21 protein-coding genes and 1 riboswitch are annotated in these 18,663 nt (G+C 47.5%); of the genes, 9 read left to right on the top strand and 12 right to left on the bottom strand.

Going from position 1 to position 18,663, the window contains the following annotated elements:
- Window positions 1-289: 289 nt before the first annotated feature.
- Complete coding sequence (locus ACO0K2_RS07620; RefSeq protein WP_423017348.1) at window positions 290-448, top strand: hypothetical protein; 159 nt, start codon at window positions 290-292, stop codon at window positions 446-448.
- A gap of 755 nt (window positions 449-1,203) precedes the next feature.
- Window positions 1,204-1,518, top strand: coding sequence for a DUF2322 family protein (locus ACO0K2_RS07615; protein WP_423017346.1), 315 nt, complete (start codon window positions 1,204-1,206; stop codon window positions 1,516-1,518).
- A gap of 115 nt (window positions 1,519-1,633) precedes the next feature.
- Here the strand turns inward: ACO0K2_RS07615 and ACO0K2_RS07610 are convergent, their stop codons facing one another.
- Window positions 1,634-2,851 (bottom strand): hypothetical protein, encoded by a 1,218-nt coding sequence (locus ACO0K2_RS07610; protein ID WP_423017344.1) that lies wholly within the window; start codon window positions 2,849-2,851, stop codon window positions 1,634-1,636.
- A 151-nt stretch (window positions 2,852-3,002) separates the two neighbouring features.
- Between ACO0K2_RS07610 and ACO0K2_RS07605 the strand changes: the two genes are divergently transcribed.
- On the top strand, window positions 3,003-3,323 hold the full coding sequence (locus ACO0K2_RS07605) for a single-stranded DNA-binding protein (protein WP_423017342.1): 321 nt from the start codon (window positions 3,003-3,005) through the stop codon (window positions 3,321-3,323).
- Here ACO0K2_RS07605 and ACO0K2_RS07600 read toward each other — a convergent pair whose 3' ends face one another.
- The 4 genes from ACO0K2_RS07600 to ACO0K2_RS07585 form a co-directional block, all read right to left on the bottom strand.
- On the bottom strand, window positions 3,324-3,950 hold the full coding sequence (locus ACO0K2_RS07600) for a glutathione S-transferase family protein (protein WP_423017340.1): 627 nt from the start codon (window positions 3,948-3,950) through the stop codon (window positions 3,324-3,326). It lies immediately after the preceding gene.
- 54 nt (window positions 3,951-4,004) lie between these two features.
- On the bottom strand, window positions 4,005-4,793 hold the full coding sequence (gene bluB / locus ACO0K2_RS07595; protein WP_423017338.1) for a 5,6-dimethylbenzimidazole synthase: 789 nt from the start codon (window positions 4,791-4,793) through the stop codon (window positions 4,005-4,007).
- 42 nt (window positions 4,794-4,835) lie between these two features.
- A riboswitch (cobalamin riboswitch) is annotated at window positions 4,836-5,027 on the bottom strand.
- Window positions 5,028-5,059: 32 nt separating this feature from the next.
- Complete coding sequence (locus ACO0K2_RS07590; RefSeq protein WP_423017336.1) at window positions 5,060-5,893, bottom strand: formyltransferase family protein; 834 nt, start codon at window positions 5,891-5,893, stop codon at window positions 5,060-5,062.
- Window positions 5,894-6,153: 260 nt separating this feature from the next.
- Window positions 6,154-6,984: a formyltransferase family protein gene (locus ACO0K2_RS07585; RefSeq protein ID WP_423017334.1), complete on the bottom strand. Its 831-nt coding sequence runs from the start codon at window positions 6,982-6,984 to the stop codon at window positions 6,154-6,156.
- Window positions 6,985-7,235: 251 nt separating this feature from the next.
- Between ACO0K2_RS07585 and ACO0K2_RS07580 the strand changes: the two genes are divergently transcribed.
- Window positions 7,236-8,069, top strand: a complete 834-nt coding sequence (locus tag ACO0K2_RS07580) for a substrate-binding periplasmic protein (RefSeq protein WP_423017332.1) — start codon at window positions 7,236-7,238, stop codon at window positions 8,067-8,069.
- 7 nt (window positions 8,070-8,076) lie between these two features.
- Here ACO0K2_RS07580 and pssA read toward each other — a convergent pair whose 3' ends face one another.
- From pssA to ACO0K2_RS07545, 7 genes are all read right to left on the bottom strand, one after another.
- Entirely contained in the window at window positions 8,077-9,435 is a 1,359-nt protein-coding gene (gene pssA / locus ACO0K2_RS07575) for a CDP-diacylglycerol--serine O-phosphatidyltransferase (RefSeq protein WP_423017330.1), read from the bottom strand.
- Between the two features lie 111 nt (window positions 9,436-9,546).
- Window positions 9,547-10,155 (bottom strand): methyltransferase domain-containing protein, encoded by a 609-nt coding sequence (locus ACO0K2_RS07570; protein WP_423017328.1) that lies wholly within the window; start codon window positions 10,153-10,155, stop codon window positions 9,547-9,549.
- Between the two features lie 9 nt (window positions 10,156-10,164).
- A complete protein-coding gene (gene ubiB, locus ACO0K2_RS07565) occupies window positions 10,165-11,730 on the bottom strand; it encodes a ubiquinone biosynthesis regulatory protein kinase UbiB (protein WP_423017326.1) in 1,566 nt (521 codons plus the stop codon).
- On the bottom strand, window positions 11,727-12,299 hold the full coding sequence (locus ACO0K2_RS07560; protein WP_423017324.1) for a ubiquinone biosynthesis accessory factor UbiJ: 573 nt from the start codon (window positions 12,297-12,299) through the stop codon (window positions 11,727-11,729). The genes ubiB and ACO0K2_RS07560 overlap by 4 nt, the downstream gene beginning before the upstream one ends.
- Before the next feature lie 242 nt (window positions 12,300-12,541).
- Entirely contained in the window at window positions 12,542-13,471 is a 930-nt protein-coding gene (locus ACO0K2_RS07555; RefSeq protein WP_423017322.1) for a Tim44 domain-containing protein, read from the bottom strand.
- Window positions 13,472-13,542: 71 nt separating this feature from the next.
- On the bottom strand, window positions 13,543-14,277 hold the full coding sequence (ubiE, locus tag ACO0K2_RS07550; protein ID WP_423017320.1) for a bifunctional demethylmenaquinone methyltransferase/2-methoxy-6-polyprenyl-1,4-benzoquinol methylase UbiE: 735 nt from the start codon (window positions 14,275-14,277) through the stop codon (window positions 13,543-13,545).
- Between the two features lie 137 nt (window positions 14,278-14,414).
- Entirely contained in the window at window positions 14,415-14,915 is a 501-nt protein-coding gene (locus tag ACO0K2_RS07545; protein ID WP_423017318.1) for a hypothetical protein, read from the bottom strand.
- 351 nt (window positions 14,916-15,266) lie between these two features.
- On the opposite strand from ACO0K2_RS07545, the gene ACO0K2_RS07540 reads away from it, so the two are divergent.
- From ACO0K2_RS07540 to ACO0K2_RS07520, 5 genes are all read left to right on the top strand, one after another.
- The gene (locus ACO0K2_RS07540) at window positions 15,267-16,997 is read left to right on the top strand and encodes a LysM peptidoglycan-binding domain-containing protein (protein WP_423017316.1); all 1,731 of its coding nucleotides are present in this window, start codon (window positions 15,267-15,269) and stop codon (window positions 16,995-16,997) included.
- Window positions 16,998-17,100: 103 nt separating this feature from the next.
- Window positions 17,101-17,574: a hypothetical protein gene (locus ACO0K2_RS07535; protein ID WP_423017314.1), complete on the top strand. Its 474-nt coding sequence runs from the start codon at window positions 17,101-17,103 to the stop codon at window positions 17,572-17,574.
- Between the two features lie 32 nt (window positions 17,575-17,606).
- Complete coding sequence (locus tag ACO0K2_RS07530; protein WP_423017312.1) at window positions 17,607-17,828, top strand: hypothetical protein; 222 nt, start codon at window positions 17,607-17,609, stop codon at window positions 17,826-17,828.
- 57 nt (window positions 17,829-17,885) lie between these two features.
- The gene (locus ACO0K2_RS07525) at window positions 17,886-18,404 is read left to right on the top strand and encodes a hypothetical protein (protein ID WP_423017310.1); all 519 of its coding nucleotides are present in this window, start codon (window positions 17,886-17,888) and stop codon (window positions 18,402-18,404) included.
- Window positions 18,405-18,436: 32 nt separating this feature from the next.
- On the top strand, window positions 18,437-18,658 hold the full coding sequence (locus tag ACO0K2_RS07520) for a hypothetical protein (protein ID WP_423017308.1): 222 nt from the start codon (window positions 18,437-18,439) through the stop codon (window positions 18,656-18,658).
- Window positions 18,659-18,663: the final 5 nt, after the last annotated feature.

Genomic DNA, 18,663 nt, shown 5'->3' with positions numbered 1-18,663 from the left:
TGGTGGTTGGTGGTTGGTGGTTGGTGGTTGGTGGTTGGTGGTTGGTGGTTGGTGGTTGGTGGTTGGTGGTTGGTGGTTGGTGGTTGGTGGTTGGTGGTTGGTGGTTGGTGGTTGGTGGTTGGTGGTTGGTGGTTGATGACTATCGCCCAGTGCTTCGACTTTGACTAATATGTTAGAAAGGAAATAAAAATAACGTTGCTATTCGCATCGTCTAGTATGTCGAAAAAAGTCAAAATTACATTACCTTTTCCCTCGTCATCACCCGCGTAGGCGGGTGATCCAGTGGTGCGTGAGCACCTTCAGTATTGACACACTATCGAACTTATCTCAATGGAAAAGCGCTGACGCGCACTGGATTCCCGCCTGCGCGGGAATGACGACGTGGTGGGTGGTGGTTGGTGGTTGGTGGTTGGTGGTTGGTGGTTGGTGGTTGGTGGTTGATGGTTGATGGTTGATGGTTGATGACTATCGCCCAGTGCTTCGACTTTGACTAATATGTTAGAAAGGAAATAAAAATAACGTTGCTATTCGCATTGTCTAGTGTGTCGAAAAAAGTTAAATTAACATTACCATTCCCCTCGTCATCACCCGCGCAGGCGGGTGATCCAGTGGTGCGTGAGCACCTTCAGTATTGACGCACTATCGAGCTTATCTCAAGGCAAAGGCGCTGACGCGCACTGGATTCCCGCGTGCGCGGGAATGACGACGTGGTGGGTGGTTGGTGGTTGGTGACTATCGCCCAGTGCTTCGACTTTGACTAAGATGTTAGAGGGAAATAAAAAGAACGTTGCTATTCGCATCGTCTAGTGTGTCGAAAAAAGTCAAATTAACATTACCTTTTCCATCGTCATCACCCGCGCAGGCGGGTGATCCAGTGGTGCGTGAGCACCTTCAGCGTTGACACACTATCGAGCTTATCTCAAGGAAAAGCGCTGACGCGCACTGGATTCCCGCGTGCGCGGGAATGACGACGTGTTGGGTGGTGGGTGATTGATGACTGTCATTACAGACTTCGAATTTTTCTGCCCGCTAGGGAATGAAAAAAGGAATGGCGTCTTTTTTAATGCGTATGATTCAAGGCTTTAACTTCCCCCATATACACGGTAGATATTTAATCCTGCCTACAGGCAAGAATTTGCGGCAATAATCAATGTAAAGTCGAAACAGCATTTAAAATGTATCTCATTATCACAACAGAGAATCATGATGCAATTTAGCGAAATTTTATCGGCACTACCAGAAATCAATCACCTAGCAGCGATCGAGTTGCTTGATGGCGAAACTCGGGTTGCTCTTATTGAAAATAAACCAGGTTCAGCCGGCAGTGTTCGGGTCTATCACGCCTTGTTTCAGGAATTTGGTGCCATCAACGCGGCTGCGGCTGCCAGAGGGTTGATTTTGTATGCTGAACATACAGCAGATGCAATCGCCTTTCCAGGCAAGCATCCGAACATCGATCGTCTGTTAGGGATCACCGATGCGCAACAATTGACAGTGAAATTGATCGCCGCAGAGTAAGTCGCATGATGCTTCGCGAGTCGTTACCGCACTTCGCTCCACATGGATGGAAAACACGATCAAATGACGTTATCACCCGCCTTAAAGGGTGTTAACGTCGCCGCACTAAGTCGCTTTACGTCAACATCATCGATGCACTCTTCGGTTGACGGAGTAAATCTGTCAAGACAGCCCACCGCTTATCTTGATCTTGCGTCCCCGCGCGCTGCTCGATATACGCTTGCACGACATCTTGCCCAAGGTTGTAATTGATCACATACGACCGCAACTTTTCAATAAAGCGAATACGCTGGGCTGAACGCTCAGCATCAGACAGGCTATAGGTCATCAGCATGTTAATCGCAGTTTCGCGATCAATTTCTCCGTCTAGATAACGTTTCGCGACCATGTTGCCTGCATAAGAAAGTCGTTGCAAAACAGCTTGAATCTGATAATACCGTTCGGCTTTCTCTGGATCGATCCCCGCCAGTGGAAAAAGAACTTCTTTTTCAAACGCCATTCGTTCTGCATGCGGGAATGCCACTTCGATACCGTAATTGGCACTACCTTCTGCCAGAAACGACATCGGTGAATACAGTGGATAGATGGCGTACTCGATCCACCCTTTTTCTTTCACTAGTTCGTTTTCGATGAGAACATTAAAAACGTGATGCCCAGGATACGCCTCGTGACTAGCAAGATCAATCGCACGGCTAATGAACATTGGAAAATCAGTATTCACCTCGATGAGGCTGTGGCTGTTTCCTTTGTACCAGTTGTACGCACTCCACACTTTGCCCGAAACATATTCAACGCTAAAACTCTCGTTGTCTGGCAAAGCGATGTAACGACGGGTTCTTGCACGGGCTTCATTGATGGCGGCACTAAAGACCGCATCGAGCTTGTCACGTGGGATTTCAAATTGCTTGTTGTAGTGCGAGAGGCGTTGGTTCAAATCGCCTTCGCCCGGTAATAAGCCATCGAGCTCAGCGAGTGTTTTATCCAGATCTGCAGGTGTTAGTGTCGGCGAAACGGCGTCATATAAAACTTTGGACTCTTCATCAAAAGGAAGTACTGTTCCATTCAGAAACGCGATATGTGCTCGCACTGCGGCGATCTGCAATCCTAAGAATACGTGACGCTCCGTTTGGTCTTGCGGTGCTGGTGGCAAACTCTTGCTGTGTGCAATGAGTGCATCAGCTTGCGCCAACAATGCGTTAAGCGATACCGCTTGCGTCTTCGCATCATCACGCCAGGCGGCAGGGCCGATGTAAGCATCGACATAGCTCTCATCATGTTCACCGACGGCAAGCACGAGTTTCACGTACGTTTCTGCAATATGGTCGAGATTCATTTGTGTTTCACTTTCAAAAAAAGTGGCGCTATCATTTATTTTTGTACCATGAATGAGCGTACAGACAATTGCTTTATTTTTCTAACCAGCGTCTAATCTGACACCGTCGCATGCTTTTTGTGACATCTTCCATTTTAGACAAACTCATCCCATGATAGATGCATTAATTTCTGGCCGCTTATACGGCCGTGCCGAAGAACGGAGTGGCCAGAGCGGCTCGCTGTATGTTACTTGCAAAGTCCGCGCAATGACCGATGACGGTGATACGCTGATGTGCAATGTGATTGCGTTTAACGATCAGATCCGCAGCCTGTTACTCAGCCTCGACGACGGTGAGAGCATTTCCTTGTCTGGCGCATTGACGCCGAAAGTGTGGATCGATAAACAAGGCAAACCCCGCCCCGCCATCGATCTCATTGCGCATGCTGCGATCAGTGCACATTTGGCGGTGCGTGCAACGACAAGCGAATAATCAGGGCTGGCCATTGCGCCCGTGTTGCATGAAGCCAGAACGTAGACTCAAGCGTTCATAGTACGCATTAACGGCGGGAAGTGCTGGTCGATCCATCGGCATTGATATCCAGCGATGTGTCGACAAACCGAGCACAATGTCGGCAAGCGTGAAGGCTTCACCGACGGCGTAGGCACCCGTCTTTTGCAATTGCGCTTCGAGGATCGACATGTGTCGGTTCCACTGCTCGATACTCATGGCGACAGCCTTTTGATCTGTATGGGCAGGGCTCTTTCTAACCAGCGCCATAAATGCATATCGCCATGAATTATTCAACTCGGTTGCCTGCCAGTCCATCCACTGCTCCACCTGCGCTCTGGCGCGTGGATCGGTCGGCAGCAAATCCGACCGTGCATGTGTGCCAGCAAGGTAGCGGCATATTACATTCGACTCCCACAAGACAAAATCCCCATCAAGAATGACGGGCACCATGGCGTTAGGATTGAGGCGCATAAACTCCGGCGTCGTGACTGACTGCGCCGTACCAGCACCATATTGTTCTTGCTGAAACGGGAGACCGATTTCAGCACACGTCCACAATACTTTGCGGACATTAATTGACGGTGATTTACCTAAAATGGTGAGCATGTTGATGTTCCCCGGATAAAAGTTAGCCTATGCGACACGACATCATAAGTCATTTTAGGATGACTTTTCCGCTTTGCTGCATTGACCTCCTGCCCGGTGAGCAATCTCTTGCGCGCGTTGTTGATCGCGTTTTAAATAACGCATCAGCGGCAGACTGCCGTCGGTTTGCCCCCATTGATCAACATACACCAATTCTTCGATCGGTAATCGCGGCAACCATCCTTTGGATTCCAACTCTGGCTTGGGATAAAAATGGCTGACATAGCCAACGCAGAGATAAGCAATGGGAACAATATGCGCCGGAATGCCCAGGGCGGCTTGGAGCTCATGCTCATGAAATATACTGACCCACCCCACGCCCAGCCCCTCCGCTCGGGCGGCGAGCCACAGATTCTGCACGGCGCAGACGCTGCTGTATAAGTCCATGGTTTTCATATGCGTACGCCCCAAGACAACGCTCCCCGTTCGCTCACGATCACAGGTAATGCAAATGCCTATGGGAGCTTCGCGAATACCCTCTAGTTTTAGCTGCTGATAGGTATTGCGTTTGTCGCATTCAAACATCGTCAACGCTTCGGCATTAGCAGAGCGATACGCTTGCTGGACGCGTAGTTTCACATCGTCAGATTTGACGAGCAGAAAATTCCACGGCTGCATGAAGCCGACAGACGGCGCAAAATGGGCGGCGGTTAAGATACGACTCAGCACCTCATCGTCCACCGCCTTGGATAAAAACTGGCTTCGGACATCGCGTCGAGAAAAAATAGCGTGGTAAATCGCCTCACGGGCTTGCTCTGAAAAGGCGTGATCATCCGGCATACCGGAAACAGGTAGTGTTTGCATGAATTCCCCTAATGCAAAAAATGAGGGGTAGCCTGACCAAGCTCCCTGGATACGATTCAGGCCGGTCTTCTGACTTAGATTCATCTGATACTGACACCTTCCCGCAACATGGCTTGTTACAGTGGTCTACCGTCAGTATCATCCTCCATACAGCGTTGGGCACGTGGCGGACTCACACCGCCTTCCCGATTCTCCAGACAATCATTGTCCGGCACCTGAAGGGCGCGATGATCTATCGGAACCAGTTGGGCTGTCAAGCAGCATCGTTACAAGCTAGGACTGAGATGCCATTCATTTAATGCGACATACCCGTCGACGCAAGCGATGACGACGGTCATGCCATTGACGTGCACAACACTTCCAGACTGATGAGTATGTGGCTCAGGCCAAGCAAAGCCTGCTTTGACCTGGATACGTTTTTGATTCACGTCCGCGATACACTCCACCTGTCCGAATGCTCGTAATTGCTTTTGAATACGGGCGACAGGCTGATCAAAATGCAAGGTACGTTCTTCTTCAGTGAACAAAGGCCAGTATTGCCCCTCACCTTGCGCTGTCGCTGCTTGCCAACTGTTGATGAATTGGTGGGCTATCCGTAAACCTAACCGTCCAGCAGCCATCTGCAATTTGATATTCAGACTCTCGTGTGTTTCGTCCTCATCGATATCAAATAGTTCTCTGTCCAGAATGGCACCCGTATCAAATTCACGCTCGATTTTATGACAGGTGATGCCCCATCGAGTGTGATCGTTTAAGATCGCATTCACCATGGGATAGGGACCGCGTCCCATTGGAAGTGGTGCAGGATGAAAATTAATCGCAAAGGGTAAGCTATCTCGCCATTCAGGAATACGCCAGTTGTAACTACCAACCACCAAGACTTCACATCCTGCTTCTTTCAGATCCTGCATATCCGACGGCATCATTTTCGATAACTGAATTGGAATCTTTTTTAGCTGAGCGAGCGCTACCAATGCCTTATTTGCACTAAGCAAATTAATTTCGGGCGCAGAAAACAGTTTCACTGGCTGCCAACCAGCTTGGATCAGGGTCTCAAACAGCTTTAGATTTCTGTCGCATCCAGTGAATGCAAAATGCATAGTGTTCTCTTATCATTTCTTTTTGGTTGCTCTCGTGTGTTCTCTTGGGTGCGCTGCACTAGGCTTCATTTCTTTCAAGAAAGTAGCTACGAACTCCACCATCTGTCGATGCACGTATCGCTTTCTTTCATGCATCATTGTCTGTCTATGATGCAACATTACATTCCGTCTTATGTATCGTTTTGGATCGCTCTGTATGGGTATTTTGCGTCTTTGTATGAAAGTGAAATCAGCGTGGTATCTGACGGGTTGAAATGACACTACGTAGGAGAAAAATACCAGTCAGAAAACACGACAAATCCATCTTTGCATGCAATAACAATCTGTCCCGCATAGTTATGCACAATCGTACCAATGGGCTCGTTGTGTGACTCATGCCAAGCGTAGCCCTGACGAATACGCACCGGGCGGTGAGACAACATTGCGAAACATTCCAACCGACAAAATGCGCGTAACTGTAAGCGGATCCGATGCACTGTCTCGGCAAAATCAATGGTTCGATCTTCCACCGAAAAGAGCGGCCAGTAATCGCCCTCTGGTTGAATTTTTGCCCCATCCCACAATGCAACAAAATCATTTATCACCTTGGTCGCAAGACGCGCCGCTGCCATCTGCACTTTGATTTGCAAACTCTCGTGCGATTCAAATTGGTCTAATGTAAATGTTTCATCTGCGAGGATTGCGCCGGTATCGTAGCCCGCATCGATGCGATGACAACTCACCGCCCAATAGCGATGCTGATGCAAAATTGCATTTACCAGTGGGTAAGGACCTCGCCCAGTGGGCAGGGGCGACGGATGAAAATTAATCGCATAACGCAAATATTCTTGCCATGGAGGAATTTTAAAGTCGTAGCTACCTACGATCAGTACGTCACAGCCATCTTCCTTTAAGTCAATGAAGTCTTGACGCTGAATCGGCGTGTATTGCAAGGGGATCGAGGTATGGCGTGCAAGGGTCAATAACCCGTTGCTATGTGTGCTTTTCTCATCATGAGATACCGTAAAAATTTTTACGGGTTGCCATCCGGCATGTTGTACTGCTTCGAACAAAGCAAGATTACGGTCACAACCAGCAAAGGCAAAACGCATACATTATCGGAGTAATAAAGATCAGCAAAAACAATGAAAACATCTATACTGATTAAAGCAACGCATCGCCAGCAGCCGGAACTGGATTACTCGGTCTAACGAATCTGGTGCGTAAAAGGCGTTGCCGTTTCATTGTTTCCATCATGAACGATGCTCCGAGCAATGTCAGGTAGCAGTACGGCCAAGAAACTTTTTTTAACTTTTGAAACAACAAAAAGACACACCATTGCTTTTTAGGACGACATATCACTATGGCTCGACTAAGCAACCTCCTCTCGGAATGGCATGCATCACATCGCACGATGGCATTGCGTTGTCTTTTGGTTTTCTGGTGTTTATTTGCGTCACCTGTATTTGCACAAGAACTACAGATATTCACGGAAGACTGGCCTCCGGTGTCGTTTGGAAATACACAAAAAGTCGATGGAATGGCAGTGGAAGTCGTGCGTGCAATTCAGTCCCGTCTTCCCGTTAGCGCTGGAGGCAACACCAAGATTCAGGTGGTACCGTGGGCTCGTGGATTCAAAGCGCTTTTAGAAGAGCCGAATACGCTGCTTTTTACTGTTGGGCGCTCCGAAGAGCGAGAAAAACTGATGGTGATGTTAGGTCCGATCGCGATCTCGAGCACGGCACTCTTCACCCGGAAAGGGAATGCTGCCAATTTGCAAAGTATGGGGGACGACATTCTAAAAATGAAAGTCGGCGCCTATCGGTCGAGCATTTTTGTCGACGTTGCGAGAAAAAAAGGATTCGTCGATATCGAGCAAGCCGCCACTCCGCAAGTGGTGGCAAATATGCTTCTCGCAAAACGTTTTGATTTGTGGGTCGAGGGAAGTTTCGTTGTCCCCTCTGTGCTCAAAGAAATCGGCCACACCGCAGATGATGTCGAGAAAGTGCAAATCATCGATAGCCTCGAGCTTTACTTGGCTTTCTCAATGCAAACATCTGATCGCATTATTAAGGCGTGGGAAGATGCCTTCCGCGCTATCAAAAAAGATGGCACCTTCGCTAAGATCTACACGAAATGGCTACCAAACGAAACCGTCCCCATGAACTTTATCCGGCTCAATCCGCCAGGCAGATAAACGATCTCTACAAGACACGGTAAGCAAGACGATCAAGGCGTACGGTACTGAGCCGCGCCAAGAGACGACGGACCTCGTCTGGATAATCTCGGATCTTTTCTAAGTGCTGGTAATGTTGAATGATCGTTGTATGTTGCATGATCGCAGCCAACTCTGCGGACCATTGTGCCGATAATTCATGGTGCGGATCGTGGAGCAGCAGCGCGTTCTCCAGATCAAGACGAAACGCTCTTGGGTTGAGATTATTCCCAGTCATTAACGCATACTCATCATCAATCCACAGACCTTTGAGATGATACGTGTTATCACCTTCTTTCCAGAGATGTAAATTCAATTGCTGTTTTTTGATTTCAGCTTGGTGCGATTTAGCAAATCGACGTAGGTTTGCTTCATACAGATACGGTAAAGCGGCAATGACTTTAAACGGCTGGTCTGGGGGAATATAAAAATCGTTGGCTGCCTTGTCACCCACCACAATGTCGACTTTGACGCCTCGTTTCAACGCGCGATTGACTTCTCTGGTCACTGCGAGGGGAAAGTTAAAGTAAGGCGTACAAATCGTAATTTGCTTTCTACTTGTTGCTAATAGCTGGCAGATAACGCGGTTGAGCGGATTATTTTTACCAACCCCGACGATCGGCGTAACACACAATCCTGATGCATCTTGCCGCTGCTCCGATGCAATGCTGTAGCGCGCCTGTTTGAGCTTAGCCCGAAAATGTCGGATATCGTTACGGATCGCTCTCGTGGCGGGCGTTTCTGGTCGATCTAAGCGATGCACAGCGGCCGAACATAAGAGATCGCGACGAATAAAGTCAACCATGGTATTAGCAAGGCTGGCATTGTGGATTAACAGGTAGCGATCATGGCGGTATTTATCTTGCTTGTGCAGATAAACATTGTTGATACTGGCACCGCTGTAAATCACCTCATCATCGATCACGAATCCCTTGAGATGTAATACCCCAAACAACTCACTGGTCTGCACCGGAATTCCATACACGGGAATACTTTCTCGGTGTAACGCACTTTGTGTCTGATACCACGCTGCATTACCAATCATTTTTCCGGGCTGTTTCGTTTCCCCAATCAGCCCGCGCTGTGCACGGTGCCAATCAACGAGCAATGCGATGTCTAAGGCGGGACGTGCAGCTTTGGCGGTGTAAAGCGCCTGCATGACCTCCGCTCCCGCCTCATCGTTCTGTAAATACAAAGCACATAGGTAAATGCGATGCTTGGCGCTCGCAATCAGCTTTAATAATTCGGCACGGTATTGAGCGGCACTGAACAGCGTCCTCACGTTTTCCGCTTTCAGAGGGATCGATGAAAGCGCAGCTAATGAGGATCGTGAGGAAAGGAAACGCATGGCGGCTCGTGTCGTTAAAAACACGCAAATAGTAGCATTGAGCAGAGGATCACAACAATCTCTGATGCTTTTTTTAAGACAGCTTGATGAGCGCCACGCAAAACCTAGCGATTATCGACGACGCCAGACCTGCCAGCGCTCTTTTCCCTCGAAGACGGGGATAGAATCCTCGACGGCGCTATCCTCAATCAGTTCAAAATGAGGCAACATGAGTGCCTCGAATGCCGTGCGATGAATGGAAAACGGTGGACCTTTTTTACTCGCATTCTCTGCATCGTCAAAGAAAAAGTAGCCTGCCAACTGGCCGTTCTCCGGCAATAACTGTGCCCATCGCTGAACAATTGCCTCCCGCAATGTCGGGGGCAATGCGCAAAAGAACGCCCGTTCGTAAATCAATGCAAGGGGGCCGGATGGTTCGTATGCAAAAAAATCAGCATGGACTACGTGCGTAGCCAATGGTCCCAAGATGTGGCGTGCATTCTTTACAGCCACGATAGAAAAATCGATCGCTGTTACTTGCCAACCTGCTTGTGCTAAGACGGCCACTTCGTAAGCGTTGCCACATCCAGGGATGAGGCACCCTAACGTGCTCCCCTGCTTTTTGACGAAGTCGGCAAAATGGCGAGGAACGCCACCTTTGTCCCACGGCATAAATTTTTTCTCGAAGCGCTCATCCCAGAAATTGGCTTGAGTAGGATCACGAAGAATAAATTCAGCCATAGGAGTTCATTAATCAACAAAGTAAAAATGCATCAACAATTGCGCCACTAAAATACCAGCAAACAAACCGCCACCGAAGTACACAACCGTACGAAGCAGATTATTGGTACGCCGCTGCTCAATCAACAATGCTGTCAGCACCGCCGACTGATTATCTTGTTCAGCCACACGGGTTAACGCTTGGTGCGCTAAACGTGGTAATTGCGGAAAAATATGACTATAACGCGGTGCTTCGGCACGTAATTTATCAACCAAACCACGCCACCCAACTTGCTCGTTCATCCAGCGTTCAAGGTAAGGTTTCGCTGTTTTCCATAAATCTAAATCAGGATCAAGCTGGCGTCCTAATCCTTCGATATTCAATAAGGTTTTTTGCAACAGCACTAACTGTGGTTGCACCTCGACGTTAAATCGACGCGATGTTTGGAATAAGCGCAATAACACCTGACCAAACGAAATATCTTTTAATGGTCGGTCAAAAATAGGCTCGCAGCAAGCGCGAACAGCCGCCTCTAATTCGTCAACGCGCGTATCTTTCGGTGCCCATCCAGACTCAATATGCGCCTCCGCAACCCGCTTGTAATCGCGTCGGAAAAAAGCCAAAAAATTCTGCGATAAATAGTCTTTATCAAAATCATTGAGCGTACCGACAATCCCGAAATCAAGCGCAATATAACGACCAAAGGTAGCAGGATCGGTTGAGACCAGAATATTACCGGGGTGCATATCAGCATGAAAAAAACCATCCCGGAAAATCTGCGTAAAGAAAATAGTGACGCCGTCACGGGATAATTTGGACATATCCACACCCGCTTCCCGCAAACGTTCTGTTTGCGAAATGGGGATACCCTTCATGCGTTCCATCACGATCACAGACGATGAGCAAAAGTCCCAGTGCATTTCCGGAACCAGCAACAAATCGGACTCCAAAAAGTTGCGCCGTAACTGACTACCATTGGCAGCCTCACGCATCAAATCGAGTTCGTCGTGTAAATATTTATCGAACTCTGCCACCACTTCGCGTGGTTTCAAACGCTTGCCATCGGCCCAGAGTGTTTCTAACCAACCTGCTGCCACTTGCATTAACGCGACGTCTTGATCGATCGTCTCTTTCATGCCAGGTCGCAATACTTTGACCGCCACTTCACGTCCATCTTTTAAGGTCGCAAAATGGACCTGTGCAATCGATGCAGATGCGACGGGTTGTCTCTCAAAGCTACCAAACAGTTCATCCGGATGGGCACCCAATGATTTGGTAATCTGCGCAATGGCCAGATCAGGATCAAAGGAAGGAACACGGTCTTGCAGCTTAGATAATTCTTCAGCAAGATCTGGCGGCATCAAATCACGGCGCGTCGACAAGACCTGACCGAATTTCACAAAGATCGGCCCGAGGTCTTCTAATGCCTTGCGCAAACGTTCACCACGCGGCGCAGACAGATCACGCCAAAACAGCAAGGTTTTGAGTAGACGGGCAGTTCGTGGAATTTTGAGACCAGAGACGGCAATTTCATCGATACCGTAACGTAGCGTCACCCTGACTATTTTGATCAGGCGTAAAAATTTTAAAATCATCCGCGCATCCTCTCCATTTTCTCGATGCGCTTCATCAACCGTTCAACATCATCGCGAGTTTTATTCATTTGTGTTCCAAAGCGAGTCACCTCTGCTGGGCGTACTAACATAGGATTTTCTTCTAAGAAGTATTCCGCCAGATTCTCTTGCAATTTTTGGTGTGTTTCTTGCGCTGCTTTGACCATGTAGCGCGCTCCGCCGACAAGTCTTGCTGCAGCGATATCGCCAAACAACTTACTCAGATCTGACTCTGCTTCCCATCGTAAGTTCTGGCTTAAATCTGATATCGTATTCGCAAAATCGGCGTCGCCTTCAATTTTGACAAACGAAAATGCTTTTTCACGTTGTTGCGCCATCAAGGGCAGGTCTTCCGGTTTAACGCGAATCGTCACATTTGGCGTTGCCGTTGGTTCTGCGCCCTCCAACAATCCATCCGCTGCCACCTTCAACCGTAATTGCATTACTTGCACATCAATACAGGCAATCTTCCCTGCATGGGGCAACAACGTATCGCGCGCCCATGGTTCCTGCGCAAGCAAATGATTAATGAAAGGGGCAATTGAGATCATAGTGAATTGAAAAAAGCAAAAACAACGTGGTTCTAACAATAAGGACTTCGAGGACTGTCGCGGTGAGGGTCGTATCGTGGCAGAAAAACCAGATACATCTTATTCACAAAGCGTGAGTCCTATAAAAAACCGCCCTGCAATTCTGCGGGCGGTTTCAAGTTTAACAGCTATTCGCAATTCGGATCGTCGATCTACATCAGCAATCCTGTCGATTCCCATCCGACGGATGGGTCATTGCCATATTACAGTTGTTGAATACCAGCGAGTACCCAACCACCCTGACCATTCACAGGCTTGGACAGATTCCACACCTCAGTAAACGGTTCTGCAGGCGCATTTTGTGCTTCTTTGATCATACCGGTAAATTTCACACTTGCCAGATGATCATTACCAAGGTTTTCAATTCCCAGCAACTCGGCATCGATCGAAACAACGTCTGTCACGTTGACCGTTGCGCCGCGCTCTTGAATCTCTAACTTCAGCTCAGCGTACATTTCAGGAGTAGTGAACTCACGCAAATCGTTAATGTCCGCCTTATCCCACGCCGCTTGCAAACGGATGAAATAGGTTTTTGCGTTACGCAAAAATGCAGGAACATCAAAATCAGCCGGAATGGTCCACGTTGCAGCAGAAGCAGCAGGAGCAGCATTCGCTGTTGGCAATGAATACACATTCGACGACGATGTCACCGGTTGTCCGCCTGATGCATTGTTCATACCCGCATACGCAGGCTGGTCAAAACGACTTGCCGTCTCGTTGGTAGCATTGTTACCACGGAATAAACGGATGATGAACATGATCGCGAAAGCGATCAGAGCAAAGGTCAACAAACTTCCCAGCATGCCTGCTGCCGCACCACCAAAGCCGAAGTGAGAAAATGCTGCACCCAGTAATGCACCGCCAATCAAACCACCAACAATACCCTTCCATGGGCTCGCTGGTTTCGGAGGCACCACGGGCGCTGGCGGAGCCATCGGCGCAGCGGCAGGCGCTGCAGGGCGTGGCTGATTAAAGCCGTTGTTCGACGGTGTCGCAGGTGCCGCCTGACGTGACACATTGCTCGATTGACGACCGACTGAACTACCGCCGCCCATCCGTTTCGCGTCCGCATCGTGCATTGTCAGGGCTAAGGTACTTGCGACCATTACCATAGCAACGAAGAATTTTTTCATGACATTTACTCCTTGATATTGCTTGCGCTCTGTCACAACAACATTGAACAAGCGCCATTCAATGCATCGCGTCAGAGCTTGATGCCAGTATGCAGTGCTGCCACACCAGCTGTTAAATTGAAATACTGCACCTTATCGAGGCCCGCAGTTTCCATCATTTCTTTCAATGTTTCCTGATCCGGATGCATACGAATCGATTCCGCCAAATAACGGTAACTTTCTGCATCACCCGCAATCTTTTGTCCCATCCAAGGCAAAATCTTGAATGAATACAAGTCATACGGTTTTTGTAAGACATCAGGCACTTTAGAAAATTCCAAAACAAGCAATTTTCCGCCCGGCTTTAATACACGCTGCATCTCCGCTAAAGCTTGATCCTTGTGGGTCATATTGCGCAAACCGAACGCGACCGTCACACGATCAAAATAGTTATCAGGAAACGGTAACTTTTCTGCATCACAAAGCAAGGTGGGGGTAATCAGGCCTTTATTCAAGAGGCGGTCGCGGCCCACACGCAACATCGATTCATTAATATCGGTGTGCCACACTTCGCCCGTCTTTCCCGCTTGCTTGACAAACTCTTTAGTCAAATCGCCTGTGCCACCGGCGATATCGAGTACCTTGAAACCGGGACGCACACCGGCTTGAGCCACGGTAAAGACTTTCCAAAGACGGTGTAAACCACCCGACATCACGTCATTCATGATGTCGTACTTCGCTGCAACCGAGTGAAATACCTCAGCAACCTTATGGACTTTTTGCTCTTCGTCGACGGTCGTATAACCGAAATGGGTCGTATTGCTCATAATATGAATACTCCTATGGGATGGCGCATTATAGGGGAAGTCACCATGAAAGGCATCTGTTGGAACACGATTAAATTATCAATGTGATAATTTCTTTACGCATTTATCGTTCCATGCCCAAGCAAATAAGCCCCGCTTTATTCAGTTGCTTGCGGCAAAGCAATACTGCGCAATTGAAACCGCCCATCATCATTAAACAACCACGTTTCTGAGGCTTCAAAACGCCCTCCCTTCAATAATCGGGGATTCGGCGATGGAAATGGCGCGCTATTACGCAAACTCGCCAACGCTGTATTTTCCGCCTCTTTATCCTGATTGCTGCGGACAATATCCGCTTTGAGCAAACGTCCATCAGATGCCAACACATAATGGACAACAATCACCGCCCTCAACATGGGTTGCGGATTCTCCCGATACACCCAATTGGCATTCATTTGCGCAATCTGCGCAGCAATTTCCGACTTAAAGTGATCAATAGACAGCGCCGCCGACACCCCTACATGCCGAGGTGTTGGTACCGATGGCACATCCTGCACCGGCGCAACGGGAGTCTGCCGAGTATAAAAATCATTTGGGTACTGATTGACGCAGCCAGTCATTGAACTTAACAGCACAAAGCACATAGAACGCTTTTTCATGTTCATCTCCAGAACAACGCTGAGGTAGTGAGACCGTGTTGCGGTCGGATCATCAGCACTTAACGCGAACCATCCAGATTAGGCTGACGGTCTGCATTCTTTTTCGCTCGTTCATTGAAAAAGACGATCAGGCATTGCACTTCATCTACCGACATGACCTGCCTTGATACAACTACGCTACACCTTGTAATAACTGCATCATAAAGTAAAACCACTTCTCGCGGCATTTACCTCTCGTTAGGATGCTTTCGCCATTTAACGCACCGCTATTGCAATAGCCCTCCAAAAGACACCCATCAATATCACTCAAAAAATCAATTCGTGAGCATACAAGGAAAGTAAATCGCAAACATGACTGAATTTGTTAAAGCCACCTACCATAGCGATCGCAAAATAGCCGAGTTTGTCACCAGAGAAGGCCGTCGTCTGTTGCGCGAAGGTGGCAGCTTATGTTGGCGTCTAAATAACTGTGGAAACATGAGTTCGCCAGTGGTGAATGGTTTGCCTGCGCCCAAAAAAACGCAGTCGTACATCGGCTTTGCGGAAGTGAGTAATCCTGAGCCGCACTTCTTCTTTATTTTTCCCGATTATGAAACCGGCAAAAATGAGCTAAAAAAGTCACTCAAACGGAAATACGGTAAAAAGACCATCGCGGAAACGATACCCAATTATGCGAGCAGAAGTGATGGTAACGATCCGCAGCGATATTTAGAGGTGGTAACGCAGCGCACGGGCTTCTCTAGTAATGCAGTGATTGGGGAATTTTCTGATGCTGATCTCAATCAGTTCATTCAGGCTATTCAAACGATGGAAGGCTACGACAAGGATATTCGGACACGCAAAGAAACGTGGATAGATGCCACGAGCTTGATCGCCACTGACGGCTCTCAGCCGATTCCGCACGCAGAAATACACGTCGAGCACAAAGGTAAATCAGCGATTATTAAGGCGGATAAGTTTGGTCAATTTCCAACGATTCCCCACCCGCAAGGCGAAGGCTATACCGTCATCAGACAACAACTATCCGGTGGTAAGTCAGAAATTCTGAAAGTACTGACGCGATCGACGCCTTCTGGATACTTTTTAATGTTGTCCAACCTGATTGTCGCAAAGGCGTCAACCATGAGCCATCAGGCGCCTGCAGACGCTGAATCGATCAAGCCACCGCATGAATACAGAGTCAAGCCTGGTGATACCCTCGCCAGCATTGCAACGCTATTTAAAACGACTGAAGAGGAGCTCAAGAAAATCAATCAACTACACGGTAATGGTGTCTTTCCTGAGCAATTACTGTGGATCGATGGCAAAGGAATTTCTCGCGGACATACCGTACCGGTCGTGTACATTCCCCCCTCCATGGCAGATCATCGAAACGTCAAAGATATATCCAAGATCCCCAATAATGTCCCCATTGTGCGCGGCAAGGGCGGCAAAGGCGCGCCATTAGCACTGGTGCCCGTCAGCCGAGAAATCGCCCCTTGGATGATCATTGCAGCCTACGAGGCAGCCCTATGGCAAGGGCAAAACGAAGAAGTCATCACAAAAACACAAAACTTCCATCGGCTCGTTACAGACAACGACCGCGCCGGCGGCGTTGAAAGCAAAACAGGTGGCGTGAAATACGATGGCAACCCAACCCTCGCCGGCGACACCAATGCATGGTGCGCTTCGTTTGTGAACTATTGCTTGCGTGAAGCAGGTTACTCTCCCGCACCCACCGGATTCATGAGCTCCCATTTCTGCCATAACAACCCAGATAAGTTCGTCAAGATTAGCAAACCGATTTATGGCGCGATTCGTTATTGCCGGAGAGAAGGTGGCGGGCATGTTTGTTTTGTGTATGGAACTTGGAAAGGAAAGATGCTGGTATTAGGAGGTAATCAGCATAATTCGATACTCATTGAGCATCCTGATCCCACTAGTAAAGGTGTGGAGTATTTTGTGCCGATTGCGTATCTAAAGTTTGCGGAGAAAGAACTAGAAAAGGGGGTGCAGGAAATTGATATTCAAAGTGCTCGATCTTACTTTGGGGAGGCGATATTTGTTAGTAAAGGCCGCGATAAAAAACCCACCTACAATTAATTCTCTCATTTTTATGATGAACAAAATATTAAAAATACCAGCGTACCTTGTGAGTATCACTATATCCCTTTCTGCACATTCCGGAACTAAAGGATTTGCAGTGATGTTAGAAAATATCGGTGACGAAAATTTTTACGAGACGCCTATATTTATGCAGTATTTAAAAAACAGTAGAAATTACGACCAAGATAAATGTTGGCACTATTATGGCGATGGTATGTCGGGGATAGATTATATGGAGTACGGAAATTGGAATATAAAGAAACATGGTGAGCCACTACAAAAGGCAACGAGTGCAAATCAAATAATAAAGAGAATCAGAAAAGATTTACACGTAGCAAATGAGAAAACTACCAGTGAAGGTTTTCATGGCATGTACATCATTAAACCTGAAAATGGTTACCTAACCATCATGGGAATCGGTGCCAACGCCGATCCTAAAAAAGGTCTCACTGGCATCTCCCCTGTCATCAAAGGCATTAAGCTCGATCAGTCTAAACCCAAAGAAGGAGCAAAGATTTTTGAACGCAGCTTATGTCGTGTTTCTAAACCTTTTAATATTGGATTTGGCGTGTAGTTTGTTTTGTGTATGGAACTTGGAAAGGAAAGATGCTGGTATTAGGAGGCAATCAGCATAATTCGATACTCATTGAGCATCCTGATCCCACTAGTAAAGGTGTGGAGTATTTTGTGCCGATTGCGTATCTAAAGTTTGCGGAGAAAGAACTAGAAAAGGGAATACCAGAAATTGATATTCAAAGTGCTCGAAAATTTTTTGGTGAGGCAATATCTATCCAGAATAGGTACCCGGGCAAAGATACGATGAGTTAAATATTAAAAGATGAAATGAATATGAAAAGATTTTTTTGCGTAATGATCTTAGTACTCATGGCTACACAATTAGCTCATGCCGGATCCAAAGGGATGGCAGTTATTCTTCAAAACGTTGGAGATAAGGAGTTTTATGATTCCCCTATTTTCAAACAATATTTAGAAAATTATGACAATCAAGACAAAGACGAATGTTGGCTTCGTTATGGCGATCATATGTCGGGAATACACACCCTTGAATTTGGCTTTTTACATCTTATAAATGGACACACCTTACAAGATGTTTGGACCGGAAAAAAGGAAGTAATTGATAGGATTAGAAAAAATTTACATCAACCAAATGAGCATACGACTAGCGAAGGCTACCACGGCATGTACATCATTTACCCAAAGGATGGTTACCTAACCATCATGGGAATCGGTGCCAACGCCGATCCTAAAAAAGGTCTCACTGGCATCTCCCCTGTCATTAAAGGCATTAAGCTCGATCAATCTAAACCCAAGGAAGGTGCAAAGATTTTTGAACGCAGCTTATGTCGTGTTTCTAAGCCTTTTAATATTGGATTTAGCGTGTAGTTTGTTTTGTGTATGAAACTTGGAAAGGAAAGATGCTGGTATTAGGAGGTAATCAGCATAATTCGATACTCATTGAGCATCCTGATCCCACTAGTAAAGGTGTGGAGTATTTTGTGCCGATTGCGTATCTAAAGTTTGCGGTGAAAGAGCTAGAAAAGGGAATACCAGAGATTGATATTCAAATTTTGGCACCGCAGTGGCCGTTGGGCAACAGCGTGGTTCGGGTGACAACTATAGCTAACTGTTTGGAGTAAATAAA

This window comes from Undibacterium sp. MH2W, from assembly GCF_049340215.1.
Taxonomy (GTDB): Bacteria; Pseudomonadota; Gammaproteobacteria; order Burkholderiales; family Burkholderiaceae_D; genus Undibacterium.
The sequence above is the reverse complement of the archived record's forward strand: the minus strand, read 5'-3'. Positions and strand labels throughout refer to the sequence as shown.